Origin of the sequence: Sphingomonas radiodurans (genome assembly GCF_020866845.1) — a bacterium.
Classification (GTDB): domain Bacteria; phylum Pseudomonadota; class Alphaproteobacteria; order Sphingomonadales; family Sphingomonadaceae; genus Sphingomonas; species Sphingomonas radiodurans.
Map to the genome: position 1 here is coordinate 16,921 of NZ_CP086594.1, position 23,066 is coordinate 39,986.

General features: G+C 65.0%; 24 protein-coding genes and 1 tRNA gene. 5 read left to right on the plus strand and 20 right to left on the minus strand.

Going from position 1 to position 23,066, the window contains the following annotated elements:
* Nucleotides 1-19: 19 nt before the first annotated feature.
* The 4 genes from LLW23_RS00085 (at nt 20) to hflX (ending at nt 5,543) form a co-directional block, all read left to right on the plus strand.
* Nucleotides 20-2,257 (plus strand): sensor histidine kinase, encoded by a 2,238-nt coding sequence (locus LLW23_RS00085; protein ID WP_228946783.1) that lies wholly within the window; start codon nt 20-22, stop codon nt 2,255-2,257.
* A 2-nt stretch (nt 2,258-2,259) separates the two neighbouring features.
* A complete protein-coding gene (gene ntrX, locus LLW23_RS00090) occupies nt 2,260-3,630 on the plus strand; it encodes a nitrogen assimilation response regulator NtrX (RefSeq protein ID WP_228946784.1) in 1,371 nt (456 codons plus the stop codon).
* A gap of 123 nt (nt 3,631-3,753) precedes the next feature.
* Nucleotides 3,754-4,245, plus strand: a complete 492-nt coding sequence (gene hfq, locus LLW23_RS00095) for an RNA chaperone Hfq (RefSeq protein ID WP_228946785.1) — start codon at nt 3,754-3,756, stop codon at nt 4,243-4,245.
* Complete coding sequence (hflX, locus tag LLW23_RS00100; protein WP_228946786.1) at nt 4,242-5,543, plus strand: GTPase HflX; 1,302 nt, start codon at nt 4,242-4,244, stop codon at nt 5,541-5,543. Before hfq ends, hflX begins: the two co-directional genes overlap by 4 nt.
* A gap of 36 nt (nt 5,544-5,579) precedes the next feature.
* Here hflX and mazG read toward each other — a convergent pair whose 3' ends face one another.
* Genes mazG through LLW23_RS00150 form a run of 10 tightly spaced genes read right to left on the minus strand, consistent with a single transcriptional unit; the run spans nt 5,580 to nt 14,696 of the window.
* Nucleotides 5,580-6,344 carry a nucleoside triphosphate pyrophosphohydrolase gene (gene mazG / locus LLW23_RS00105; protein WP_228946787.1) on the minus strand — a complete coding sequence of 255 codons (765 nt, stop codon included), beginning with the start codon at nt 6,342-6,344 and terminating at the stop codon, nt 5,580-5,582.
* 26 nt (nt 6,345-6,370) lie between these two features.
* Nucleotides 6,371-6,952, minus strand: a complete 582-nt coding sequence (locus tag LLW23_RS00110) for a retropepsin-like aspartic protease family protein (protein ID WP_228946788.1) — start codon at nt 6,950-6,952, stop codon at nt 6,371-6,373.
* Complete coding sequence (locus tag LLW23_RS00115; RefSeq protein WP_228946789.1) at nt 6,949-7,713, minus strand: MBL fold metallo-hydrolase; 765 nt, start codon at nt 7,711-7,713, stop codon at nt 6,949-6,951. Before LLW23_RS00115 ends, LLW23_RS00110 begins: the two co-directional genes overlap by 4 nt.
* On the minus strand, nt 7,710-8,486 hold the full coding sequence (locus LLW23_RS00120) for a TatD family hydrolase (RefSeq protein ID WP_228946790.1): 777 nt from the start codon (nt 8,484-8,486) through the stop codon (nt 7,710-7,712). Before LLW23_RS00120 ends, LLW23_RS00115 begins: the two co-directional genes overlap by 4 nt.
* Complete coding sequence (gene metG, locus LLW23_RS00125) at nt 8,486-10,033, minus strand: methionine--tRNA ligase (RefSeq protein ID WP_228946791.1); 1,548 nt, start codon at nt 10,031-10,033, stop codon at nt 8,486-8,488. The genes LLW23_RS00120 and metG overlap by 1 nt, the downstream gene beginning before the upstream one ends.
* 15 nt (nt 10,034-10,048) lie before the next feature.
* Nucleotides 10,049-10,996 carry an AAA family ATPase gene (locus LLW23_RS00130; RefSeq protein ID WP_228946792.1) on the minus strand — a complete coding sequence of 316 codons (948 nt, stop codon included), beginning with the start codon at nt 10,994-10,996 and terminating at the stop codon, nt 10,049-10,051.
* Nucleotides 10,993-11,619 (minus strand): dTMP kinase, encoded by a 627-nt coding sequence (gene tmk, locus LLW23_RS00135; protein WP_228946793.1) that lies wholly within the window; start codon nt 11,617-11,619, stop codon nt 10,993-10,995. The genes LLW23_RS00130 and tmk overlap by 4 nt, the downstream gene beginning before the upstream one ends.
* Complete coding sequence (locus tag LLW23_RS00140; protein WP_228946794.1) at nt 11,616-12,791, minus strand: D-alanyl-D-alanine carboxypeptidase family protein; 1,176 nt, start codon at nt 12,789-12,791, stop codon at nt 11,616-11,618. Before LLW23_RS00140 ends, tmk begins: the two co-directional genes overlap by 4 nt.
* Nucleotides 12,792-12,823: 32 nt before the next feature.
* Nucleotides 12,824-13,678 carry a septal ring lytic transglycosylase RlpA family protein gene (locus tag LLW23_RS00145; RefSeq protein ID WP_228946795.1) on the minus strand — a complete coding sequence of 285 codons (855 nt, stop codon included), beginning with the start codon at nt 13,676-13,678 and terminating at the stop codon, nt 12,824-12,826.
* On the minus strand, nt 13,662-14,696 hold the full coding sequence (locus LLW23_RS00150) for a lytic murein transglycosylase (protein WP_228946796.1): 1,035 nt from the start codon (nt 14,694-14,696) through the stop codon (nt 13,662-13,664). The genes LLW23_RS00145 and LLW23_RS00150 overlap by 17 nt, the downstream gene beginning before the upstream one ends.
* Before the next feature lie 104 nt (nt 14,697-14,800).
* Here LLW23_RS00150 and LLW23_RS00155 point away from each other — a divergent pair.
* Nucleotides 14,801-14,890: transfer RNA gene (locus LLW23_RS00155), tRNA-Ser, on the plus strand.
* 4 nt (nt 14,891-14,894) lie between these two features.
* Here the strand turns inward: LLW23_RS00155 and LLW23_RS00160 are convergent.
* The 10 genes from LLW23_RS00160 to LLW23_RS00205 all read right to left on the minus strand — a co-directional run bounded on the left by LLW23_RS00160 (nt 14,895) and on the right by LLW23_RS00205 (nt 23,061).
* Nucleotides 14,895-15,203: a DUF4031 domain-containing protein gene (locus LLW23_RS00160; RefSeq protein ID WP_228948635.1), complete on the minus strand. Its 309-nt coding sequence runs from the start codon at nt 15,201-15,203 to the stop codon at nt 14,895-14,897.
* Nucleotides 15,204-15,262: 59 nt separating this feature from the next.
* On the minus strand, nt 15,263-15,574 hold the full coding sequence (locus LLW23_RS00165; RefSeq protein ID WP_228946797.1) for a PilZ domain-containing protein: 312 nt from the start codon (nt 15,572-15,574) through the stop codon (nt 15,263-15,265).
* Nucleotides 15,575-15,608: 34 nt separating this feature from the next.
* Nucleotides 15,609-15,839 (minus strand): 50S ribosomal protein L31, encoded by a 231-nt coding sequence (gene rpmE / locus LLW23_RS00170; RefSeq protein ID WP_228946798.1) that lies wholly within the window; start codon nt 15,837-15,839, stop codon nt 15,609-15,611.
* Nucleotides 15,840-15,921: 82 nt separating this feature from the next.
* Entirely contained in the window at nt 15,922-16,134 is a 213-nt protein-coding gene (locus LLW23_RS00175) for a hypothetical protein (RefSeq protein WP_228946799.1), read from the minus strand.
* Between the two features lies 1 nt (nt 16,135).
* A complete protein-coding gene (gene fabZ, locus LLW23_RS00180; protein WP_228948636.1) occupies nt 16,136-16,561 on the minus strand; it encodes a 3-hydroxyacyl-ACP dehydratase FabZ in 426 nt (141 codons plus the stop codon).
* Between the two features lie 61 nt (nt 16,562-16,622).
* Nucleotides 16,623-17,261 (minus strand): OmpH family outer membrane protein, encoded by a 639-nt coding sequence (locus LLW23_RS00185; protein ID WP_228946800.1) that lies wholly within the window; start codon nt 17,259-17,261, stop codon nt 16,623-16,625.
* Nucleotides 17,261-19,900: an outer membrane protein assembly factor BamA gene (gene bamA, locus LLW23_RS00190; protein ID WP_228946801.1), complete on the minus strand. Its 2,640-nt coding sequence runs from the start codon at nt 19,898-19,900 to the stop codon at nt 17,261-17,263. Before bamA ends, LLW23_RS00185 begins: the two co-directional genes overlap by 1 nt.
* A 121-nt stretch (nt 19,901-20,021) precedes the next feature.
* Complete coding sequence (locus tag LLW23_RS00195) at nt 20,022-21,155, minus strand: M50 family metallopeptidase (protein ID WP_228946802.1); 1,134 nt, start codon at nt 21,153-21,155, stop codon at nt 20,022-20,024.
* Nucleotides 21,152-22,309, minus strand: a complete 1,158-nt coding sequence (locus LLW23_RS00200; RefSeq protein WP_228946803.1) for a 1-deoxy-D-xylulose-5-phosphate reductoisomerase — start codon at nt 22,307-22,309, stop codon at nt 21,152-21,154. The genes LLW23_RS00195 and LLW23_RS00200 overlap by 4 nt, the downstream gene beginning before the upstream one ends.
* A complete protein-coding gene (locus LLW23_RS00205) occupies nt 22,306-23,061 on the minus strand; it encodes a phosphatidate cytidylyltransferase (protein WP_228946804.1) in 756 nt (251 codons plus the stop codon). The genes LLW23_RS00200 and LLW23_RS00205 overlap by 4 nt, the downstream gene beginning before the upstream one ends.
* Between the last annotated feature and the right edge of the window lie 5 nt (nt 23,062-23,066).

Below are 23,066 nucleotides of genomic sequence, written 5' to 3' on the forward strand. Positions count from 1 at the left end.
TTGTTGTAGCTTAGTCGCGATGAACGCCGGTACGGCATCTACCACTGACCTTTCGCTCTCGACGCGCCGCTTCACCGTCACGCCGGTGATCGAGATCGCCGTGCTTTTCATCGCGGTCGGCGTGGCGGTCATCTCCTACTTCGTCCTGACGAACACTGGGCGCGCCGGCGGGCTGATATCACCCGCCATCGTGGCGTCGCTGCTCGTCGCCAACCTCGTGCCTGGCGTTGCGCTTATGATGTTGCTGGGTCGGCGGATCGCGCGTCGCCGCGCCGCGAACTCACCGGTGGGCGGGGAAGGGCGGCTGCACGTCCGGCTGGTGGCGCTCTTCTCAATGCTCGCGGCGGTGCCGATGGTGCTCGTCACGATCGCCGCGTCGCTGCTATTTCAGTACGGCGTGCAATTCTGGTACTCCGATCGTGCACGCGGCGTATTCGAGAATGCGACGACGCTGACACGCACCTCCTACAATCAGATTCTCCAGCGTTGGGAAGAGGCGACCGTCACGATGGCGACCGATGTCGCCCAGGAGCTTGAAGAGCGCCCGATCGACGATCCGCGCTTCGGCGCCTTCCTATTCCAGCAGACATACTTCCGGAGCCTGTCCGAGGCGCTGCTGTTCCAGGTCTCGCCGCGCGGCGAATTGCAGACGCTGGCGTTCGTCAACCCATACGATCTCGATCTCGCCCGACAGGTTTCGGCGGGTGCAGTCGGCCGCTTGCGAAGCGGCCAGCGCAGCGTGGTCACCGTGACGGGGGACCGTATTCAGACGGTGACTCGGCTCCCCGGATCGACGCAAATGTTCCTCTATGCGGCGCGCGTTACCGATCCGAAGGAGATGACGACGCAGACCGAGCGAGCCGAAGCCGCGCTCGCCAATTACCGCGCGCTTCTGGTCCGCGCGCGCACGCTGCAAGTACGCTTCAACGCGGCACTGCTATTGCTGTCGCTGCTGATCGTCGGCGTCGCGGTTTGGATCGCGCTCGCCGTTGCCGATCGCCTCGTTCGCCCCGTCGGCGAGTTGGTCGACGCCGCGCGGCGCGTCGAGCGCGGCGATCTCGCCGCACGCGTCGCAGAGACGAAGGAGCGCGACGAGGTCGGCACACTGGCCAATGCCTTCAACCGCATGACCGAGCGGTTGGAGGAACAGAATACCGCGCTCGTTACCGCCAATGCGCAACTCGACAGCCGCCGCGCGCTGATCGAGGCGGTGATGTCCGGCGTATCGGCTGGCGTCGTCTCGATTGCCCCCGACCGAACGATTCGTCTCATCAACAGCTCGGCCGAGACCTTGCTGGGTCTCGTCCTCCCCCCGGTCGGCAAGCCGCTCGCCACCGTCGCGCCCGAACTGGACGCGCTGCTGGACGGCCAAGCGCGCGAGGCGATCGTGCAGATCACCGCCGCCGGGGAAGCGCGCACGCTCGCGGTGCGTATCGCCCGTTCCGGCACCGGCCCAATCCTGACGTTCGACGACATTACCCAGCAATTGCTCGACCAACGCCGTGCCGCCTGGTCCGATGTCGCACGACGTATCGCGCACGAGATAAAGAATCCGCTCACGCCAATCCAGCTAGCAGCGGAACGGCTCCAGCGCCGTTACGGCGGCAAGGTTGAGGAGGGCGACACGACCTTTGGCCGCCTGACCGAAACGATCATCCGCCAGGTCGGCGATTTGCGCCGCATGGTCGACGAATTCTCCTCCTTCGCGCGCATGCCAAAGCCGGTGTTCAAGGAAGAGATGTTGGTCGACATCGCTCGCCAGACGATGTTCCTCCACGAAGTCGCCCACGCTGGCCTGCACTTCGAAATCGCGCACGACGAACCCGGCCCGATCCTGGTGTGCGATCGCCGCCAAATCGGGCAGGCGCTCACCAACATCGTCAAGAACGCAGTCGAGGCGATCGAAGCCACTGGCCGTGCGGATGGCGCGGTGATCATGACGGTAAGCGAGGAGCCAGGTCGCGCCACGATCACCGTTGCCGACACTGGCGTCGGGCTTCCGGTCGAGCGTGATCGGATCGTCGAGCCTTATATGACGACGCGCGCGCGCGGCACCGGTCTCGGCTTGGCGATCGTGAACAAGATCGTCGAGGAACATTTCGGAACCATCACCTTCACCGACCGTCCCGAAGGGGGGACGCTGGTGACGATGACGTTCGACACGACAATGCTCGCGAGCATCGAAGGCCGCGACGACAATCAGGCAGACGGCGACGGCGGCGGCATCGTCGCGCTCACCCGCAATCGGACGGCATAGACATGGCGCTAGACATCCTCGTCGTTGACGACGAACTCGACATCCGCGAACTGGTTTCCGGCGTGCTGGAAGACGAAGGCTACGAGACGCGCACCGCCGCCGATAGCGATTCGGCGCTCGCGGCAATTGCCGAGCGCCGACCAAGCCTCGTACTGCTCGATGTCTGGCTGCAGGGCTCGCGGCTAGATGGGCTTGAGCTGCTTGCCGAGATCAAGCGGCGCGATCCGTCAATCTCGGTGCTCGTCATCTCAGGGCACGGCAACCTCGACACTGCGGTTGCCGCGATCCGTCAGGGCGCCGCTGACTTCATCGAAAAGCCGTTCCAAGCCGAACGCCTCCTGCTGATGGTCGAGCGCGCGACCGAGACCGAGCGGCTGCGGCGCGAAGTCGCGAGCCTGCGGCGATTTGCCGGCCGCGACACCGACCTGACCGGCAATTCCAGCGCGATCAACGCCGTACGTGCGACATTGAAGCGCGTTGCAGGAACGGGCAGCCGTGTCATGATCGTCGGCCCCGCCGGAGTCGGCAAGGAAGTTGCCGCACGATTGCTTCACGGCTGGAGCCAGCGAGCCTCCAGCCCTTTCACCGTCGTAAGCGCGGCGAACATGACTCCCGAGCGCGTCGAGGAGGAACTGTTCGGGGTAGAGGAGGGCGGTGACCTCGTTCGCGCCGGCCTGCTCGAACAGGCGCATGGCGGCACGCTATTCCTCGACGACATTGCGGACATGCCGATCACCACGCAGGGGCGCATCCTGCGGGTTTTAACCGACCAGAGCTTTACGCGCGTTGGCGGCACGCGGATCGTACGAGTCGATGTGCGCGTGGTATCGGCCACAGCGCGCGATTTGACGCACGAGATCGCCGAGGGCCGTTTCCGCGAGGATCTCTACTACCGTCTCAATGTGGTGCCCGTCCTGATCCCGTCACTGTCCGAACGGCGCGAAGATATTCCGGCCCTCGTCGATCATTTCGTCGCGCATTACGCCGCCGAGCGCCGCGTACCCGCGCCGGAAGTCGCGACCGATGCTATGGTGGCGCTGCAATCCTATGACTGGCCGGGCAACGTCCGCCAGTTGCGCAACGTGGTCGAGCGCACGATCATCCTCGCGCCGGGCGATCGGATCGGCCGGATCGATATCGACCTGCTGCCGATCGAAGTGCTCGGCGAGCAGCAGGGCGGCGGCAACACCAACGCCATCATGGGCTCCCCTTTGCGCGAGGCGCGCGAGTCGTTCGAACGCGAATATCTCAAGGTCCAGATCCGGCGCTTCTCGGGCAACATTTCACGTACCGCTACCTTCATCGGCATGGAAAGATCCGCCCTTCACCGCAAATTGAAGCTGTTGGGGATCACCGATACGCGCGACGAATGAGCCGCTGGACCGTGAAGACAGCCGTACCTACATAGCAGGTGGCGCGCCGTCAGGGCCGCCAACCGACGCCGGGCACCGGCGCACCGCGGGGAAAACCCCGCCAAGAACGAAGGGAATAAACCCATGGCCGACAAGCAGAGCTCGCTTCAGGACCTGTTTCTCAACGCATTGCGCAAGTCGAAGACGCCAGTCACGCTCTTCTTGGTGAAGGGCGTCAAGCTCCAGGGCATCGTCACCTGGTTCGATAATTTCTCCGTGTTGCTGCGCCGCGACGGGCAGAGCCAACTCATCTATAAGCACGCGATCTCCACGATCATGCCCGGCGCGCAGGTCGATGTCGCAGCGATTGTCGAACAGCTTGGTGACGCGAGCCGGAAGCAACCGCTTTTGCAGGAAATTTTTCTCAACGCAGTTCGCAAGTCCGAGGATCCGGTGACGATGTTCCTCGTCAATGGCGTGATGCTTCAGGGCCATATCGCAGCCTTTGATCTCTTCTGCATGCTGCTCCAGCGCGATGGCACGTCGCAGCTTGTCTACAAGCATGCAGTCTCCACCATCCAGCCGGCACGGGCGCTGAACCTTGCCGAGGAAACAACAGGTTCGGACGAAGATTGACCAACGGTTTCGAACGCGATCGTGACGAATTCGCCCGCGGCGCCCGCGCCGTTGTGGTCTTCCCGGACATGGGCGGCTCTTCCCGCGACGCCGAGGCGCGACTGGAAGAGACCGCCGGGCTCGCTGCCGCGATCGGCGTCGATGTGGTCGACCGGCATGCGATCCGCGTCCGCGCGCCGCGCGCCGCGACGCTGATCGGCTCGGGGCAGGTCGAGCAGCTGGCTACGGTCGGGCGACAGGCGGAAGCGTCGCTCTTCGTGTTCGACGCTGCCTTGTCGCCGATCCAGCAGCGCAACCTCGAAACAGCGCTCGAGGCCAAGGTGATCGACCGCACCGGGCTAATCCTGGAGATATTCGGCGAGCGCGCGGCCACTGCCGAGGGCCGATTGCAGGTCGAACTCGCCCACCTCGACTATCAGGCTGGGCGGCTCGTACGCAGTTGGACTCACCTTGAGCGGCAGCGCGGCGGCTTCGGCTTCCTTGGCGGTCCGGGCGAAACGCAGATCGAGGCCGATCGCCGCTTGATCCGCGACCGCATGGCGCGGCTTCGCCGCGAACTCGACCAAGTCACCCGCACGCGCGGCCTGCATCGCGAACGGCGCCAGCGCGCGCCATGGCCGATCATTGCGCTAGTCGGGTATACCAATGCCGGAAAGTCCACACTCTTCAACCGGTTGACCGGCGCTGATGTCACGGCCGAGAACATGCTGTTCGCGACGCTCGATCCGACACTACGTCAGATCAGCCTGCCGGGCATCGACAAGGCGATCCTTTCCGACACCGTCGGCTTCGTCTCGGAATTGCCGACTCAACTCGTCGCCGCGTTCAAGGCGACGCTCGAGGAAGTAATCTCCGCCGATGTACTGATCCATGTCCGCGATGTGGCGCACCCGGACACGAAGGCGCAGCGCGCCGATGTCGAAGGGGTGTTGGCCGACATCGGCGTTCCTGAATCGACGCCGCGGTTGGAAATCTGGAACAAGCTCGATCTACTCGACGATGATGCACGGGTAGAACTGCTCGGCGAGGCCGAGCGCCGCGAGGACGTCGTAGCGCTGTCGGCGTTGACCGGGGAGGGGGCTGATGAGCTTGTCAAAACCCTCGCTGAACGTCTGACGCAGGGTCACCAGCGCTACACGCTTTCGCTCGCCGCCGGCGACGGTGCCGGGGCGGCATGGCTTCACCAGCATGGCGAAGTGCTGCACCAGGAAATCGAGGGGGACGCGGCGGTGTACGAGGTGCGAATGTCACCGCAGGACTATGATCGGTTCAGCGAGCGGCACGGCGACGCGGCGTAGTTACCGACGCAGTAACCAGTGTTGATCAACTAGCGCCTAACGCCGTTCCTTGACCTTCACCGCCACCCACAAAGCTTCCTGCTCGGCAAGATCGCGCCCGGCGATTGAGCCTCCGGCGATGGCCTCCATCGATCGAAAGCGCCGCTCGAACTTGCCGTTAGCTGCCCGCAACGCCGCTTCGGCATCCACCCCGAGATGCCGGGCCCAGTTCACGACAGCGAACAGCAGGTCGCCAAGCTCTTCAGCCTGATCCGTCGACGCCGCCTCCGCGACCTCCGCCAATTCCTCGTCGATCTTCGCCCGGGGCCCGGCAGGATCCGGCCAGTCGAACCCGACCCGCCCGGCGCGTTTCTGCAGCTTTTCTGCCCGCATCAGCGCGGGCAAGCCAAGCGCCACGCCTGCCAGCGCGCTCGGATCGGGCTTTGCGGCGCGCTCTTCAGCTTTGATCGTTTCCCAAAGGTGATGGCCACCGGCCTCCGCTGAACCGAAAATGTGCGGATGCCGGCGCTCCATCTTGTCGGCGATCGCCGTTGCCACCGCGTCGAAGTCAAACGAGCCGGCTTCTTCAGCGATGCGGCTGTGAAAGATCACCTGAAGCAGCAGGTCGCCAAGCTCGTCCTTGAGGTCAGCCATGTCATCGCGGGCACAAGCGTCGGCGACCTCATAGGCTTCTTCGATCGTATAGGGAGCGATCGACGCGAACGTCTGAGCGACGTCCCATTCGCAGCCTCGCTCCGGATCGCGTAACCGTGCCATCACAGCGCGCAGGCGCTCGATAGGGGCATCCCCCTGCTCAGGCATCGTTTAAGCCGATAATAAGCATTATGTTAATTCTCGTCGGGTAGCGTTGTGAATATCATCGTCCCGCCTTCGACCCGCCACGAGCCAAGCCGCGACAGGAAGTTCATCCCGATCAGATCCTGATCGCCGAACGCCTCCGATACCACAACCGGTAGGTCGCGTGTCTCGATCGATCCGACAGCCATCCGCTCGATCCGCGCGGTGCGTGCCGAAACCTGGCCATTCGCTGTATCGATCAGCCGCGGAAACGTACTTTCCTCGATATTAACGCCAGCGGCCTCGGCGGTCGCGCTCGACAAGGCAGTCGTGGTCGCGCCGCTGTCGATCATCATCCGCCGCATCACCCCGTTGATGCGCGCGTCGACCCGGTAATGGCCATCGGCATCGCGCGTGATCCGCACCGTCTGTCCGCGCGTCGTACTGGCGTCGTCACTGCCGCTGCGAAACCGATCGATCTGAGTGACGAGGATCGCCGCCACGGCAAAGATGGCTACCCAGGCCGCAGCCATCTTTAGGGTCGGCCCGAGCGGCAGCCGCCGCGCGATCAGCGCTGACAGTGGCAAGATCAGCATGATCGCCAGCATCGCTGCGTGCGCGCCATCGTTCACAGCTCGAACTCCAGCCCGTCATACCCGGGCTCAACGTTCGCCGGCAGCTCAGCCGCCAGCGTCGCATAATCCATCGACTGGTCCATATGGGTCAGCGCCGCGCGAGCCGGCGCAAGCTCCGAAATCCATTCGAGCGCCTGCGCGAGCGCTGGATGCGTTGGATGCGGCCGTCGGCGCAGCGCATCGATGATCCACACGTCGAGATCCCGATAATGTGCTCGAAGATCGTCCGTCATAGCGCTGATATCGGTTGCATAGCCGATTGTCTTGCCGTCAGCTTCGAAGCGTAATCCCGCCGAGGTAATCGAACCATGCGGCTGATCGACTGTGCGCACCGTAATCGTTCCGATCCGCAGCACGTCGGGTAGGTCGCCGAGCGCCACGACTTGCGGATAGCCATGCCGACCGTTGAAGATGTACTCGAACATCGACTCAAGCCGGGTGCGCGTACCGTGCCGCGCATACGCTGGGACGGGACGGCCGAGCGCGTGGAAGATCTGCCGCAGATCATCGATGCCGAATACATGGTCGGCATGTTCATGCGTCCAGATCACCGCATCGACGATGCCGACATCGGCCGCCAGCAACTGCGCGCGCATGTCCGGCCCGGTATCGACCAAGATCCGCGTGCCTTCATGCTCCACCAGGATCGACACGCGCGAGCGCCGGTTGCGCGGCTCGGCCGGATCACACGCGCCCCAGTCATTGCCGATCCGCGGCACGCCTGATGACGTTCCGCAACCGAGCATCCGTACCTTCATGCAAGCGTCTTGCTGAAGAGCGCGTGAAAGTTGTGCGCCGTAATTTCCTGCAAAGTATTGATATCGTCCCCACGAAGCTGAGCGAGAAAACTGGCCGTGTCAGCTACGAAGGCCGGCTCCCCAGTCTTGCCGCGGTGTGGCACCGGCGCGAGGAACGGCGCATCGGTCTCGATCAGCAAGCGGTCGAGCGGCAGCCGTGCGGCGGTCTCCTGCAAATCCCTGGCGCTCTTGAATGTCACGATGCCCGAGATGGAAATGTAGAAGCCGAGGTCGAGCGCAATGTCGGCGAACGCGCCGGTGCCAGTGAAGCAGTGGATGACCCCGGTGAAGGACCCCTGTTCCAGCTCGTCGCGCAGGATCGTCGCGGTATCCTCCTCGGCGTCGCGCGTATGGACGATGATCGGCACCTGCGCCTCGCGGGCGGCGGCAATATGCGCGCGAAAACTCGTCTGCTGCCGCGCGCGATCCGAATGGTCGTAGAAATAGTCCAGCCCACTCTCGCCGATCCCCACGACCCGGGGATGTCTCGCCCGCTCGACCAGCCGAGCCGTGTCGATATGCGGATGCTGGTCCGCCTCGTGCGGATGGATGCCGACCGTCGCCCAGACATCCGGCTCGCGCTCGGCTGTCGCCAGTACGTCGTCCCATTCGCTCTCGCGCGTTGCGATATTGAGCATCGCTGTCACGCCACGCGCACGCGCGCGTTCGAGCACCGCCTGCTGTTCGTCCACCAAGCCTTTGTAATTGAGATGGCAGTGGCTGTCGGCGAGCATCAGGCGACCTCTACCGGCAGCTCGAGCCGCGGAAACGCCGGGCTCGGTGCCGCCAACGGCAAACCCGTCGCGATCCGCCGTTGATACCAGCCATCATCATCGATCGCCGCGTGATCGCGCGCGTCCGGCTCGACGCCAAGTTGGTCGAGGATGGCCCCGGCACCGCGCGGCACCACCGGCAGGATGGCGATCGCCAGAATACGGATTGCCCTTACCAGCGTACGAAGCACCGCGTGCATACGCTCTGGATCGGTCTTCCGCAGCGTCCACGGCGCCTGCGCATCGATATACTGATTGCACGCGAACACGCCGCGCATCCACGCCTCGATCCCCTGGCTGAGCATCAGATCGCCAAATGCCGTCTTCAGCCCTGCCGCGGCGACGAATACCTCTTCCATCAACAGCCCGTCGGCCTCTTCGGCACGACCGGCCTCAGGCAATGCACCGAGGTTCTTCGCCACGAACGACAGCGTTCGCTGCGCAAGGTTGCCGAACGAATTGGCGAGCTCGGCATTCACCCGCGTTACAATGGCTTCAGCCGAGTAGCTGCCATCCTGTCCGAAGCTCACATCGCGCAACAGGAAGTAGCGTAACGCATCCACCCCGAACGCCTTCGCCAGATCACCCGGATCGACGACATTGCCGACGCTCTTCGACATCTTCTCGCCGCGATGGAGCAGGAAGCCATGCCCGAACACCGACTTGGGCAATGCGATCCCCGCCGATAGCAGGAACGCCGGCCAGTACACGGCGTGAAAGCGGACGATGTCCTTGCCGATCAGGTGCAGATCCGCGGGCCAGTACCGCTGGTCGCCGTCGGGATAGCCCGCTCCGGTGAGATAATTGGTCAGCGCATCGACCCACACGTACATCACGTGCCCGGGGCTCCCCGGAACCGGCACGCCCCAGTCGAAGCTGGTGCGCGACACCGACAGGTCGGACAGACCACCCTCGACGAAGCGCATGATCTCGTTGCGCCGCGCATCGGGACGGATGAAATCCGGGTTCGCCGCGTACAGGTCCAGCAACGGCTGCTGATATTTGGAAAGCCGGAAGAACCACGTCTCTTCGGCCGTCCAGGTCACCGGGGTTCCCTGCGGCGAAAGCTTCTGGCCCCCCTCCCCGACAACAAGCTCCTTCTCGTCGTAGAAGGCTTCATCGCGGACCGAATACCAGCCCTCGTAACGATCGAGGTACAAGTCCCCAGCCGCCTCCATCGCGCGCCAGATCGCCTGGCTCGCGACATAATGATCCGCGTCGGTGGTCCGAATGAAGCGATCATACGACACATTCAGATCGTCACACATCGCACGGAAAAGCGAAGACATTTCCGCCGCGAGATCGGCTACTTCGACGCCGCGGTCGCGCGCCGTCTGCACCATCTTGAGGCCATGCTCGTCGGTTCCGGTCTGGAACCTCACGTCACGGCCAGCTTGCCGCTGGAAACGTGCGATCGCGTCGGCGGCAATCGCTTCATAAGCATGGCCGATATGCGGCCTGCCGTTGGGATAGGAGATTGCGGTGGTGATGTAGAACGGCTCGGCCATAGGCGATCGCCTCTACTATCGCGCGAGCCGCGCGACCACCCCCGCCAGTTCGAACACCGTGCCGCCCGGATCGAGCGACAGCGCGCGGGCGCTCGCCGCGATGTCGCGCGCGTCCTGGTAGGCGTCGAGCGCGGTACGCAGCGCTTCGCCGGCGCGATACGGTGCCTGCTCCGCGAGGAACGTCGGCACGCGATCCAGGAACGCCTCGTAGCGCGGCTGCGCGGCCTTTAACGACAATGCCCGCATCAGCCGCACCCGCTCGCCGTTGCCGCGATCCCCTCCGCGTGCAATCGACGCCAGCGCCGCATCGATTTTGCCGAGCTCAAGCCCCGCAAAGCGCAGCGCGCGCCCCGGCGATCCCGCCCCCGCACGCACCAGAGCCTCGCGCTCCGCGTCGCTCGCCTCGGGCAGTGCATCACCGAGCGCCGCGAGCATGTCATCGCGGCCGAGCGGCTCGAACCGCAGCAGCCGGCACCGCGACCGGATCGTCGGCAGCAGCCGCCCGGGCGCCTGGCTGATTAGCAGGAAAATCGTTCCCGCCGGCGGTTCCTCGAGGTTCTTGAGCAGCGCGTTCGCCCCGGACCGTTCGAGATCGTCGACCGCATCGATCAGCACCACGCGGCGCGGCCCGAGCGACGGCGTGGTCGCGAACAGCGGCTGCAGCGCGCGCACCTGCGCGATCGTGATGCTCCGCGCGAGATCGCCATCGGCTTTGCCGTCCTTCGGCAACCGCTCCAGCACGCGAAAGTCGGGATGCGAGCCGGCGACGATCAGCGAGCGCGTCCGATCCCCGCTCCCGTTGCCCGCGGCGCGCGCGAGCAACGCATGGGCGGCCTCACGCGCATAGCTCGCCTTGCCGATCCCCGGCGCGCCGGCGAACAACCACGCATGGTGAAGCTGGCCGCCCCTGGCTGCAGCCTCGAACGCAGCGCGCGCCGCGCGATTGCCGCGCAATTCCATCATGGCAGCAGGTCGGCGAGCCCGGCGAGCAGGTCGGCCGTCACTCTATCGGCCGGTTGCGTGGCATCGATCACGCGGAACCGGTCCGGCTCAACCTGTGCGAACGCGCGAAACCCGCGCGCGACCTCCGCGTGAAAATGCTCCCCACGCATCGCAAAGCGATCCGCAAGCGCGCCATCGCGTGCTGCGGCCCGGCGCGCGCCCTCGTCGATCGGTAAATCGAGCACGAATGTGCGATCCGGCAGCAAACCGCGCGCGCCGAAGCCATGAAGTGCCAGGATCGCGGCATCATCGATCCCGCCCGCCGCGCCCTGATAGGCACGCGTCGAATCGATATACCGATCGGTAATTACCCAGATCCCAGCCTCGGTCGCCGGACGGATCACCTTCTCGACATGGTCGGCACGCGCGGCGGCGAACAGCAGTGTCTCGGCATGCGCGCTCCACCGCGCGACATCGCCCTGCATCAGCAAGCCACGGATCGCCTCCGCGCCCTCGCTGCCGCCCGGCTCGCGCGTCACGCGAACCGGGAAGCCGCGCGCTTCCAACGCGGCGGCGAGCGCGCGCACTTGCGTCGACTTGCCCGCCCCCTCCCCGCCTTCGAGCGAGAGGAAGCGGCCGATCATCCGAACAGCCCGGTCAGCCCGGCCCATGCGCGCCCGAAGAAGCCCGCCTCGCCGACATCGGCTTCTGCCACCAGCGGCATCGTCTGCGTCGGCAGGCCGGGCGACGTGACGACAAGGTCGGCGACATGCGCGCCGGCCTTGATCGGCGCTTTCAACGGCCCCTGATACACCACCTTCGCGCTCATCGCCGGCACCGCGCCCGACGGCAGCGCCACCTTCAGATCACGCGGCGCGACCAACCCGACGGTAGCCGCGTCACCAAGCTGCACGTCGGCCTCGGTCACCTTGCGGCCCTGCTTCACGATCGGCTTGGCCTGCCAAGCTCGAAAGCCCCAATCCATGAAGCGCACCGATTCGGAAATCCGCTGGTTGAAGCTGGTGAGCCCCGCCAGCACCATCACCAGCCGCCGCCCGCCCTGTTCGGCGGATCCGGTGAAGCCGTAGCCTGCCTCCTCGGTATGCCCGGTCTTAAGCCCATCCGCGCCGGCGACACGGCCCAGCAGCGGATCGCGGTTTGCCTGCGTGATGTCGGTCCCCGAACCTAGCGTCTTCCCCCACGTGAAATCACGCCGCGAATAGAATTGCTTGTAGAGCTTGGGATGTTCCTCGATCGTCGACCCCGCCAGCTTGGAAAGATCGCGCGCAGTGACATAGGTCATGCCATTGTCGGGCCAGCCGTTGGAATTGCCGAAGCGGCTATTGCTCAGCCCCAGCTTTTGCGCCGCCTCGTTCATCCGCTGGACGAACGCTTCCTCGGTTCCCGAAATGCCCTCGGCCAGCACCACACACGCGTCGTTACCCGACAGCACGACGATGCCGTAGAGCAGGTTCTGCACCGACACCTTCTCGCCGACCGACAGGAACATCGTCGATCCCGCCGCCGGGCCGTGCCAGCGCTTCCACGTCTCCGGGCGAACCTCGAATTCCTGATCGAGCTTCAGCTCGCCGCGCTTGATCATGTCGAATGCGACATAGGCTGTCATCATTTTCGCCATCGACGCCGGCGGCATGCGGCGATCGGCATCCTTGGCATAGAGCACTGCCCCGGAAGACAGATCCTGCATGAATGCGACGGGCGCCGGCGTCTGGAACTGCGGCGCAGAGGCGGCCGATGGATAAGCGATCGACAGCGCGATGGCCGGAACGGCGAGATAGGACAGGATCTTGGACATGAACGCTCTACTCGGGCTCCGCAGTGAATGCTTCAGGGCTGAACGATGATCGTGGCGTCGCCATAGCCGCGCCGTGCGGCGCCGTCACGTGCGCGTTCGGCGGATACGGCGTCCGCGAACGGCCCGAGCCGCACACGATGGAGCCCGCCATTGCTTTCGACGCGCCCGCCGAGCACGTCAGCAAGCTTTTCCGCACGGTCCTCGCTTGAAAAGGCGCCCACTTGAACGAGATAGCCACTCGCAAGGGTCGTCGCGCGGGGCTTTATTCGCGGCGATGATACTGCCGCAATGCGCTTCGACGGTGGCGTATAGGTGCGCAACTGAGCGCGCAACGCCGCCAGGAGCGCTGGTGGCGTATCCAGCCTAGCACTCGCCGCACGGTCGGCCTTCAGCGCCGCAGCATCAGACGGGGTGACGATCGTCCCGCGTACGCGCACCGGTGCAGTCGGCCGCCCGTCCAGGCCGAGCAACGCAGCGGCGCCGCGCGACAGATCGATCTCGCGATCGTCACGGCCGGGCCCGCGATCGTTGACCAGCACGACGATCGTCCGCCCGGTGTCGAGCGATGTCACTTCGGCGTGCGATCCGAGCGGCAGTGTACGGTGCGCCGCGGTGATCGCGTCCGGCGCGAACGGCGCTCCGCTCGCAGTCGGCGCACCCGCGAGCTCCTCGCCATACCAGCTCGCAATGCCGACCTGATCGTAGCGCGAAGGCCCCATGCCCGACGTGCCGGCCGGCCCGTCGGGTGTACCCGCCTCGGGCGGCAGCGGGACCAGCCCGCCTCGCTTCGGCGCGTCGGCTGTCACCGGCGGCCGATCGATCTCGCCCGCGCCGCTGCAGGCGCTCAGCAACATCAGCGCGATCAGCGGGCTATTGTTCGACCGCATCGGCCAGCAGCCCCACCGACAGCGCATAGAAGTTCGAGCAATTGTAATCGAGGATCACGCGATAATTGCCGGTCAGCAGATACGCCGTTGCACCCGGACCGTCCGGCTCCATCAGCGTTGCGAGCACGTTGTCGCCCGGCCAACTGCGGCCTTGTGGCGCAATACCGAGTGCGCGCCATTCCGCCATGGTGCGCCAGCGACTGTGCCGCTCGAACACCCGAGGGCAGCGCGGCGATACGAGCTGGTTGCGTTGTCCGCTGCGATCGAAGCCCGTCGGTACCGATACCGCGAAGCCCCATGGCTGGCCCGCTCGCCAGCCGGCACTGACGAAATAGTTGCCGATCGACGCCAGCGTATCCGCCTGGCTTCTCCAGATATCCGCCCGGCCATCCCCGTCGCCGTCGCGCGCGAGCCGCAGGTAGATCGACGGCAGGAACTGCGGATTGCCCGTCGCTCCCGCCCAACTACCCACCAGCGTGGAGCGAGGGATGCCGCGATCGAGGATCTTTAGCGTCGCGACGAACTCGCCTGCAAACAGCGATCGGCGCCGGCCCTCATAAGCCAGCGTCGCCAAGCTGCGCAGCAGATCGAAGTCCCCCGTGTAGCTGCCGTAATTCGTCTCATGCCCCCAGATCGCGACCATCACCGCCTCGGGAACCCCAGTCTCCGCCTCCACCCGAGCCAACCGGCTGCGGTTCGCGGCGTACGCCGTGCGGCCCCGCCCGATCCGTGCTGCATCGACGTGGCGGGCCTTGTACGGCGCGAACGGCGGTGTGGCGGTCGAGTTCGGGTTGCCGGGCTGCTGCCGATCGAGTGCAACGACCCGCTCGTTGAAGGTAAGCGTGGGCAACACCGCGTCCAACGTGGCCGGCCGCACACCTTCCCGCAATGCTTGCGCACGAAGCTCCGGCAGATAGGCTTGAAATCCGGCCTCGTCCTGCGCCGTGGCCGAACTGGCGAACGTCAACGCGATAAGCACGGCCACGCCGCTACGAATAAAACGAATAATGGTACGCATCCCCTTCACAGCCTCTGTTTGACACAGCGGGGCAGCGCGCGGAACCGGAATTCATCGTCGGGCTTGCACGCATTGCCGCACCGCGCCACAGGGCTGGGGCTGAAGGATGGGTGGCCGAGTGGTTTAAGGCAGCGGTCTTGAAAACCGCCGTGGGTTCACGCTCACCGTGGGTTCGAATCCCACCCCATCCGCCACTTCTTACCCGTGGCCCATTGCATCGGCATGGCGCTCGCGTTCCTGCTTCATCGCCGCCACGAATACCGGGTCGGCGCGCAGCCGCCGCATCACGCGTACGATGCCGCGACGATCGACCTCGATAGCGCCCAACCGCACGGCAGCGTCGCGGCGATCGCGTGGCACGTCGTAGTGGGGGAAGCTCTTAGGCTGAAACCAGCGCCGCTGCATCCCGATCGCATCAGCCATTGCGTGCAGTTCCGGAATACTGTCAGCGAGCATGTGGCACATCAGATGGCCACGAAAGGGGATGTTCGCGTTGTCGACATACACTGCCAAAATGCAGCCTCCTCGTCGGCAATCGTCAGCCGACGCAAAGGTCTAGCGTCGCATCAAAGCGCCGCCAATCGCTCGAAAGCGTCTTGGTCGAGCGGCTTCTGGAACTGGCAGCCGGCCGTATAATCGTCCGCCCACCTGACGTCGGCCGCGACGGGGCCGATCCCGGGCAAATTAAGCCAGATCGTCGAACCGCGCCGCATCGCCGAATACGTCTGGATGCGCGCGCCATGGATCGAAATGTCGATTACCTTGCACAGCGTGCGACCAAGGCCGCCCTGCCCCATGCTGGCGTCAAACGAAACCGGCGCTCGCGGGCTGCGGCGCCGGCCATTCGTCTCTGCAGGCTCGAATTCCGCGGCGAACATAGATTAGTATTACGCCGCGGTGGTAAACCGTTCGTTACTTGCGGAGCGTGATCCCGCCGCCGAACCGCTTGTTGAAGCGCGCAACCTGGCCACCCGCGTCGAGCATCGTGCCCTTGCCGCCGGTCCATGCCGGATGCGCCAGCGGATCGATCTCGAGCGTCATCGTGTCGCCTTCCTTGCCCCAGGTGGAGCGAGTTTCGTACACGGTGCCGTCGGTCATCTGCACCTTGATCATGTGATAGTCGGGGTGAGTATCTGTCTTCACGTCGCAAGTCTCCGAAGTGGCTGGTTACCGACCAGCCGAAAGGAAGCGGCGCGCCTAGCAGAGCGTTGCGCCGCGCGCAACGTCACCCCGCCCGACGCCAGCGATCGAGCGCCACGACCGACCAGATCGCCTCGACCACGCCGAACGGCCAGGCTCCCTGCAGGAAACCATAAGCCGATCCCAAAGCGCACGATCCGGCGAACCCGAGCACCCACCAGTGCGATCGGCGTTCCAGCGCGTAACAGACAAGCATCAGGCTGACCGCGATCAAACCGAACGCGGTCAGCCCGTCCATTTCAAGCAGCCGCGGGCGGATCCGCGATCATCGCAGTGAATTCGCACTCCGCCGCCAGCTCACCATCGATCAGCGCGCGTCCGGCAAACTTGCACACCCGCGACCGCTTCTGGAGAAATGAAACCTCCAGTCGCAGCAGCACGCCTGGCTCGACCGGCTTGCGAAACTTCACCCCGTCGATCGACATGAAGTACACAAGCTTGCCCGTCCCGGCGAGCCCGAGGCTCTCGACCGCGAGAACGCCGGCGGCTTGCGCCAGCGCCTCGACGATCAGCACGCCCGGCATGATCGGCCGGCCCGGGAAATGCCCTTGGAAGAACTGCTCGTTGATCGTCACCGCCTTGATCGCGGTGATCGACACGTCAGGCACCAGCTGCTCGACCCGGTCGACGAGCAGCATCGGATAGCGATGCGGCAACGCCGCCATCACTCGAGCCACGTCGAACGGGCCGATCGCGACCGCCGTGGTGTCAGTCACCGCGTTCGGCTCAGCGGCCTGTCGGGCGCGCTGGTGCCGGCGCTGCGGCCTGGCCCTGCTGCCCCTGCTGGCCAGGCTGCCAATTAGCTGGCGGCGTGATGCCGACCGTGGGCACGGTCTTGTCGAGTTCCGCCGTGATTGCCGCCGTGATGTCGGCCGCAGGCTGAGCGAACAGCGCGGCTTCAGGACGGAGCAACAGCGTCACGTTGCGCGCACGAACCGCCGCCTGGACGGCGTCGGGGAGCTTTGCGCTGATCTGCTCGATCGCATATCCTTCCGCGCGCTGTGCCGGCTGGGTCAGCCGCGCGAGTTCGGCCTGCGCCGCCTGCTGCTTGGTCTGGATGGCCTGAGCTTGCGGACGAAGCGACGCTTCCGTCGCACCCGGAGCCTTCGCGGCTGTTTGATAGGCGGTCACGAGCGGCTGCAATTCGGCCTGGATCGCGTTGCGACGCGTCGTCGCCTGATCGAGCTGGGTCTTGTAGGTCGTCTGGATCTGGCCGCGCGCCGCGGTCCAGGCCTTCGAAGCGGCGACGGCCTGCTCGGGATTGGCAACGGCGATGCCGGAAACCTGCGCCGCGGCGCCGCCTGCGACGAGAGTAGCGGGGGTGGCGAGCGTTGCTGCAAGCAGCATTTTCTTGAAGTTGGTCATTAGAACTGCGTTCCTACGTTGAAGGTAATGAGCTTGTCGTCGTCGCCGTCCTGCTTGAGCAGCGCGCGGGCGATGTCGATACGAAGTGGTCCGAACGGCGAGGTCCAATTGACGCCGAAACCGACCGACAGGCGCGGCTTGGGTGAATCACCCAGGAAGCGCTCGAGGAAGGGATCGGACAGGTTCGTCGACCCGTTCGGGATGATGCCGTTGCACGATCCATTCGCGCCGGGAATACCAGCCGCGCAGGTCGTCCGTTCACCGCTGGGCAGTGTGTAGAGCGTCTGGCCGGCGTCATTACGCTCTGGCAACGGCAGCACGATCGTCTCGCCATTGGCATTGACCGTCGTCGGGAATTCGGCGGTCGGCAACGGGCGCCTGATGCTGAACAGGCTGCCCGCCTGGACATATACTGACGGCCGCAAGCCCAGCTCGCGCGCGCCCGCGCCGAGCGGGATCTCAAGTTCTAGGCGGCTGAGATAATAGGCTTTGCCACCCAACGCATCGTCGGTGATGCTGTTACGATCAGTCACCAGAACCTGCTTGCCCGTGGCATCGGTCGTGTACGGAATACGCTGTACGCGCGGGCCGACACCGCGAATGTTGAAGCCACGGAACTGCGGCTCACCCAGATAGAAGCGGTCGGTGATCCGGATCCCATCGATACCGGGGCCGCGATCGCCCTCGAACGAGCGGATATAGCCGCCCTCGGCAAGCGCCGAGAGCACGAAGCCGCTGCCGATTCCCCAATATTTCGCGGCGTCGAAGCGCGTGCGCAGATATTTGACGTCACCACCCAGCCCGGCAAAATCCTGGCTGAAGGTGAAGCGCTGTCCGGCGGTCGGTCGCAAACGGCTGTTGAGGCTGTCATAGATCAGCGAATAACCGACCGACGAGGTCAATCGGTTGCCGATCGCGTCGCACAGATAACGTCCGGCGATCAGCGGGCTGCACTGGCCGTTGCGGAAGAACTGATCGTCCAGCCCGACCTCGTCATATGACAGGCCGTATCGCGCCGACAGCGACCAATATTCGGTCATCGGCACGCCAGCACGAACCTGGAAACCGGTCGAAACCTGGCTGTACGTCGTCTGGCGATCGTTCCCTACGAAGTTGAACGCATTGAAGTCACGCCGGAACACATCGACGCCGACTGCGATGTTCTTGTCGAACAGGTACGGCTCGGTGAAGCCGAGCTCGACCGACTTCGAATAGCTCGAATAGTTTACGCCGAGCCGCAGTTCCTGGCCCTTGCCGCGGAAATTGCGTTGCGTGATGTTGAACTGGAGGATGAACCGCTCGAGGCTCGAGAAGCCCGCCGACAGCTGCAGCTCGCCCGTCGCCCGCTCCTCGACGTTCGCGCCCAGTATGACGCGATCGGGCGTCGAGCCCGGCGTCTGCTTGATCTCGAACTTCTCCTGGAAATAGCCCAGCGAGTTGATGCGGTCCTGCGAGCGCTTCACCTGGAAGCTGTTGAACGCATCGCCCTCCGCCAGCCGGATCTCGCGCCGGATCACCTTGTCCTGCGTCTGCGTGTTACCCGTGATATCGACCCGCTCGATGTACGACCGCTTCGCCTCGGCGATGTGGAAGTTGATCGTCATCGTCAGCGCGTCCTTGTCGCGCTGGAATTCGGGGCTGATCTCGGTGAAGGCGTAGCCGAACAGGCCGGTCGTCTGGCTCAGGCTGTCGACCGTGTCCTCGACCAGCTTGGCATTGTACCAATCGCCCTTCTTCAGCGCCAAGGTCTTGGCCAGCGCCTTGTCGTCGAAGTCGCGGATGTCGCTGTCGACCGACACCTCGCCGAACTTATAGCGCGCGCCTTCCTCCACCACGTACGTGATGATGAAGTCTTCCTTGTCCGGCGTCAGCTCGGCCACCGCGCTCGTCACGCGAAAATCGGCATAGCCTTCGGTCAGGTAGAATTGCCGCAGCTTCTGCTGGTCGTACGCCAGCCGATCCTGATCGTAGGTCGTGTTGGACGAGAGCAAGCGGAACAGGCGTGCCTGCTTTGTCGCCATCTGCTCGCGCAATTTGTCGTCGTCGAACACCTCGTTGCCGATGATGTTGATCTGGCGGACCTTGGATTTCGGCCCTTCGCTGATCTCGAACACCACGTCGACGCGGTTCTGATCGAGCGCGACCATCTTGGGCGCGACGCTGGCGCCGAACCGGCCCTGGCGACGATACAGTTCGACGATCCGCGCCACGTCCTGCCGCACCGCCGTCCGCGTGAACACCTGGCGCGGCTTGAGCCTGATCTCCTTCGTGATCTTGTCTTCCTTCAGGCGCTTGTTGCCCTCCAGGATCACGCGGTTGATGATCGGGTTCTCGCGCACCCGCAGCACGATGTCGCCGCTCTCGGCGCCGGATACCGTGACGTCCGCGAACAGGTCGCTCGCGTACAGATCCTTGATCGCCTGATCGAGCGTCTCGTTGGTATACGTCTGGCCGATCCGCAGCTTGGTGTAGCTGAGCGCAGTTTCCGCCTCGATGCGCTGCGATCCCTCGACACGCAGCGACTTGATCTGCCGCTCCACCGCAGGCGCAACCGGCGCGGCCGCGGGTGCCGGCTCGGCAGGAGCCTGAGTTGCAGGCACGGCCTGAGCAAGTGCCAGAGTCGGAATCCCGCTAAGCATCGTGCAGCCAAGCAGCAACGCGATCGATCGCGGATGAGCAAACGAAGTGTTCAACAAAATCACAAATCCCACCCCGGAAAGCTCAAACAGACCCCTGCGCGCGCGCCCTGCCCTTGATTCATTAGCCAATCAAGCTTGCGAGGCTGCGCCAAAGCCCGAAATTCCCCAGATCATTGAACGTAACCATCAGCATCAGCGCAAGAATTGCCGCCAATCCGCCGCGGAAAGCCCATTCCTGCACCTCCGGCCCCACTGGCCGCCGCCGCACCGCCTCGATGGCGTAGAACAGCAAATGTCCACCATCCAGCATCGGAACTGGCAGCAGGTTGATGAACCCGAGATTGATGGAAACCAGCGCGATCAGGAACACGAAGGCATCCGGCCCTTGCGTCATCTGCTCGCCCGAAACCTTGGCGATCGATAGCGGCCCGCCGAGCTCCTTTACCGAGCGGCGCCCCATGATGATCTGGCCGATCGTTTCGACCATCATCGATACGATTTCACCCGTCCGTCGCACCGCTACCACCGGCGCCTCGAGCAACCCTACCGGCACCGTCACGCTATCGACCCGGCCGATCCCTAGCATGCCGATGCGGTAGTGATTGCCGAAGCGATCGGTCTGTTCCTCCGTTCCGATCGTCACTGGCAGCGTCAGCGCCTGGCCGCCGCGCACCAGCGACGCCTCGGTCACCTCGCCTGCGTGGATCCGGGTATAGGCGAGCATGTCCTCGAAGATCGCCACGTCGCGGTCGCCCAGCCGTGCAATGCGATCACCGGCCTGCAAGCCGGCGCGCTGCGCAGCGCTTCCGTCGACCACCATGCCGACGACGGGCGGCGTCCGCATGTCACCGTAAGCGAAGGCGAAACCGGCGAGGATCAGGATCGCCAACGCGAAATTTACGACCGGCCCCGCCGCGACGATGATCGCGCGTTGCCACACCGGCTGTGCCTGGAAGGTCTTGTTGCGCTCTTCCGGCGGCAGCGCGAGCCACTCCGGCGACGGCTGGCTCACCGCGTTCATGTCCCCGGCAAATTTCACATAGCCACCCAGCGGCAGCCATCCGATTTTCCAGCGAGTCCCGCGCTTGTCGGTCCAGCCCGCCACCTCGCGGCCGAAGCCGATCGAGAAAGCGTCCGATTTCACGCCGAACATCCGCCCCGCGAGGTAATGGCCCATCTCGTGGACGAACACGAGTGGCCCGATCACCAGCACGAAGGCAAGCAGCGTCAGCAGCAGGCCGGGAGTTTCGATCAAGCGACGCGTTCCTTCACACGCTCTTCCGCCAGCGCCCGTGCCGCGCGGTCGATGTCCAGCACCGCATCGAGCGTATCGGGTGCCGGTGGATCGTAGCGTTCCAGCGTATCGGCGACGATTGCGGCAATTTCGAGGAAGCCGATGCCACCAGCCAGAAACGCCGCGACCGCTACTTCGTTGGCCGCATTGAGGATCGCAGGCCGCGCCCCGCCTGCCTCCAGCGCCGCGCGGGCAAGCGCCAGGGCCGGAAAGCGGACCGGATCGGGCGCCTCGAAGTCCAGCCGGCCGATCTTCACCAGGTCGAGCCGCTCGCCCGGTGTCACCATCCGGTCGGGCCAGGCCAGCGCACCGGCGATCGGCGTGCGCATGTCCGCCGTTCCCAGCTGCGCAATTGTCGATCCATCGACATATTCTACCATCGAATGGATCACTGACTGGCGGTGAACGACGACTTCGATCTGCGCCGGCGTTACCGGGAACAGATGATAGGCCTCGATCATCTCGAGCCCCTTGTTCATCATCGTTGCGGAATCGACCGATATCTTCGCACCCATCGACCAGTTGGGATGCGCCACCGCCTGCGCCGGCGTGATCGCGCGCATTTCCTCGAGCGTCCGGTCGCGAAACGGCCCGCCGCTCGCGGTTAGGATGATCCGGCGTACCCGGTCGGCTAGCCGCGCATCGAGGCACTGAAAGATCGCGCTATGCTCGCTGTCGACCGGCAGCAGCGTCGCACCATGGCGCGCGACTGCGACTTTCATCACGTCGCCGGCCGAAACCAGCGCTTCCTTGTTGGCCAACGCCAGCGTGCCGCCCTGCTCCACCGCGACCATCGCCGGCTTGAGACCCGCGCAGCCGACGATCGCCGCGACCGTCACGTCAGCGCCCATCGCCGCCGCTTCGCATACCGCAGCCGCGCCGCCGGTTGCAGCGATCCCGCTCCCGGCGAGCGCATCGCGCAGCGCAGGAAGACAGGCCTCGTCGGCCACCACCGCGCGCTGTGCCCGCGTGCGGATCGCCGCCGCCGCCAGTCGCGTGACGTCGCAATTCGCGGTCAGCGCCACCACGCGGAACGCCTCCGGATCGCGCTCGACCAGGTCGAGCGTCGACGTGCCGACCGAACCGGTCGCGCCCAAAATCGTGACGGTCTTCATCGGTACAGGTATGGCGCGATCACGAGTAGTGCCGCAACCGGCGCCACCGGCACGACGCCGTCAATCCGGTCGAGCACACCGCCATGGCCCGGCAGGATAGTGCCCGAATCCTTCACGCCCGCCCGCCGTTTGAGCCAGCTTTCATACAAGTCTCCCCCTTGCGCCAGCACCGCCAGGAAAGGCGTCGCCAGCGTCATGCGCCAAGGCAGGCCGAACTGTACGTGCAACGCCAGCGCCAGCACGCTCGCCGCAGCGACGCCGCCAATCAGCCCGGCCCAAGTCTTGTTCGGCGATAGCCGCGGCGCCAGCTTCGGCCCGCCGATCGTCCGCCCGGCAAAGAACGCCCCGATATCCGTCGCCCAGACGAGCGACAGTGCCCAGAAGGCCCACAGCAGCCCCTCGTCCTGCCGCCGAATGAATACCAGCGCGAGCACCGGCAGCCCGCAGTAGATCACGCCGCTCCCCAGCGCCGATCGCCGCGTCACCGCCGCGACGAAGAACGCCGCACCGGCCAGCAGCCCCAGCGAAAAGAAATCACGCGTTTCCAGCACGAGCGACGCCGGCGCCATCACCGCGAGCGGGGCGGACAGGCCATATTGCGCCAAACGCTTCTCGCGCGGCGTCACCTTCTGCAGATCGGCCCATTCCGCCATCATGAGCAGCGCGATCACCACCGCAAGCAGCCAGAAGGCGATCCCGCCAACCCACAGCGCTGCGCTGGCGCCCGCGATCATCGCCACACTAGCGATCATGCGCA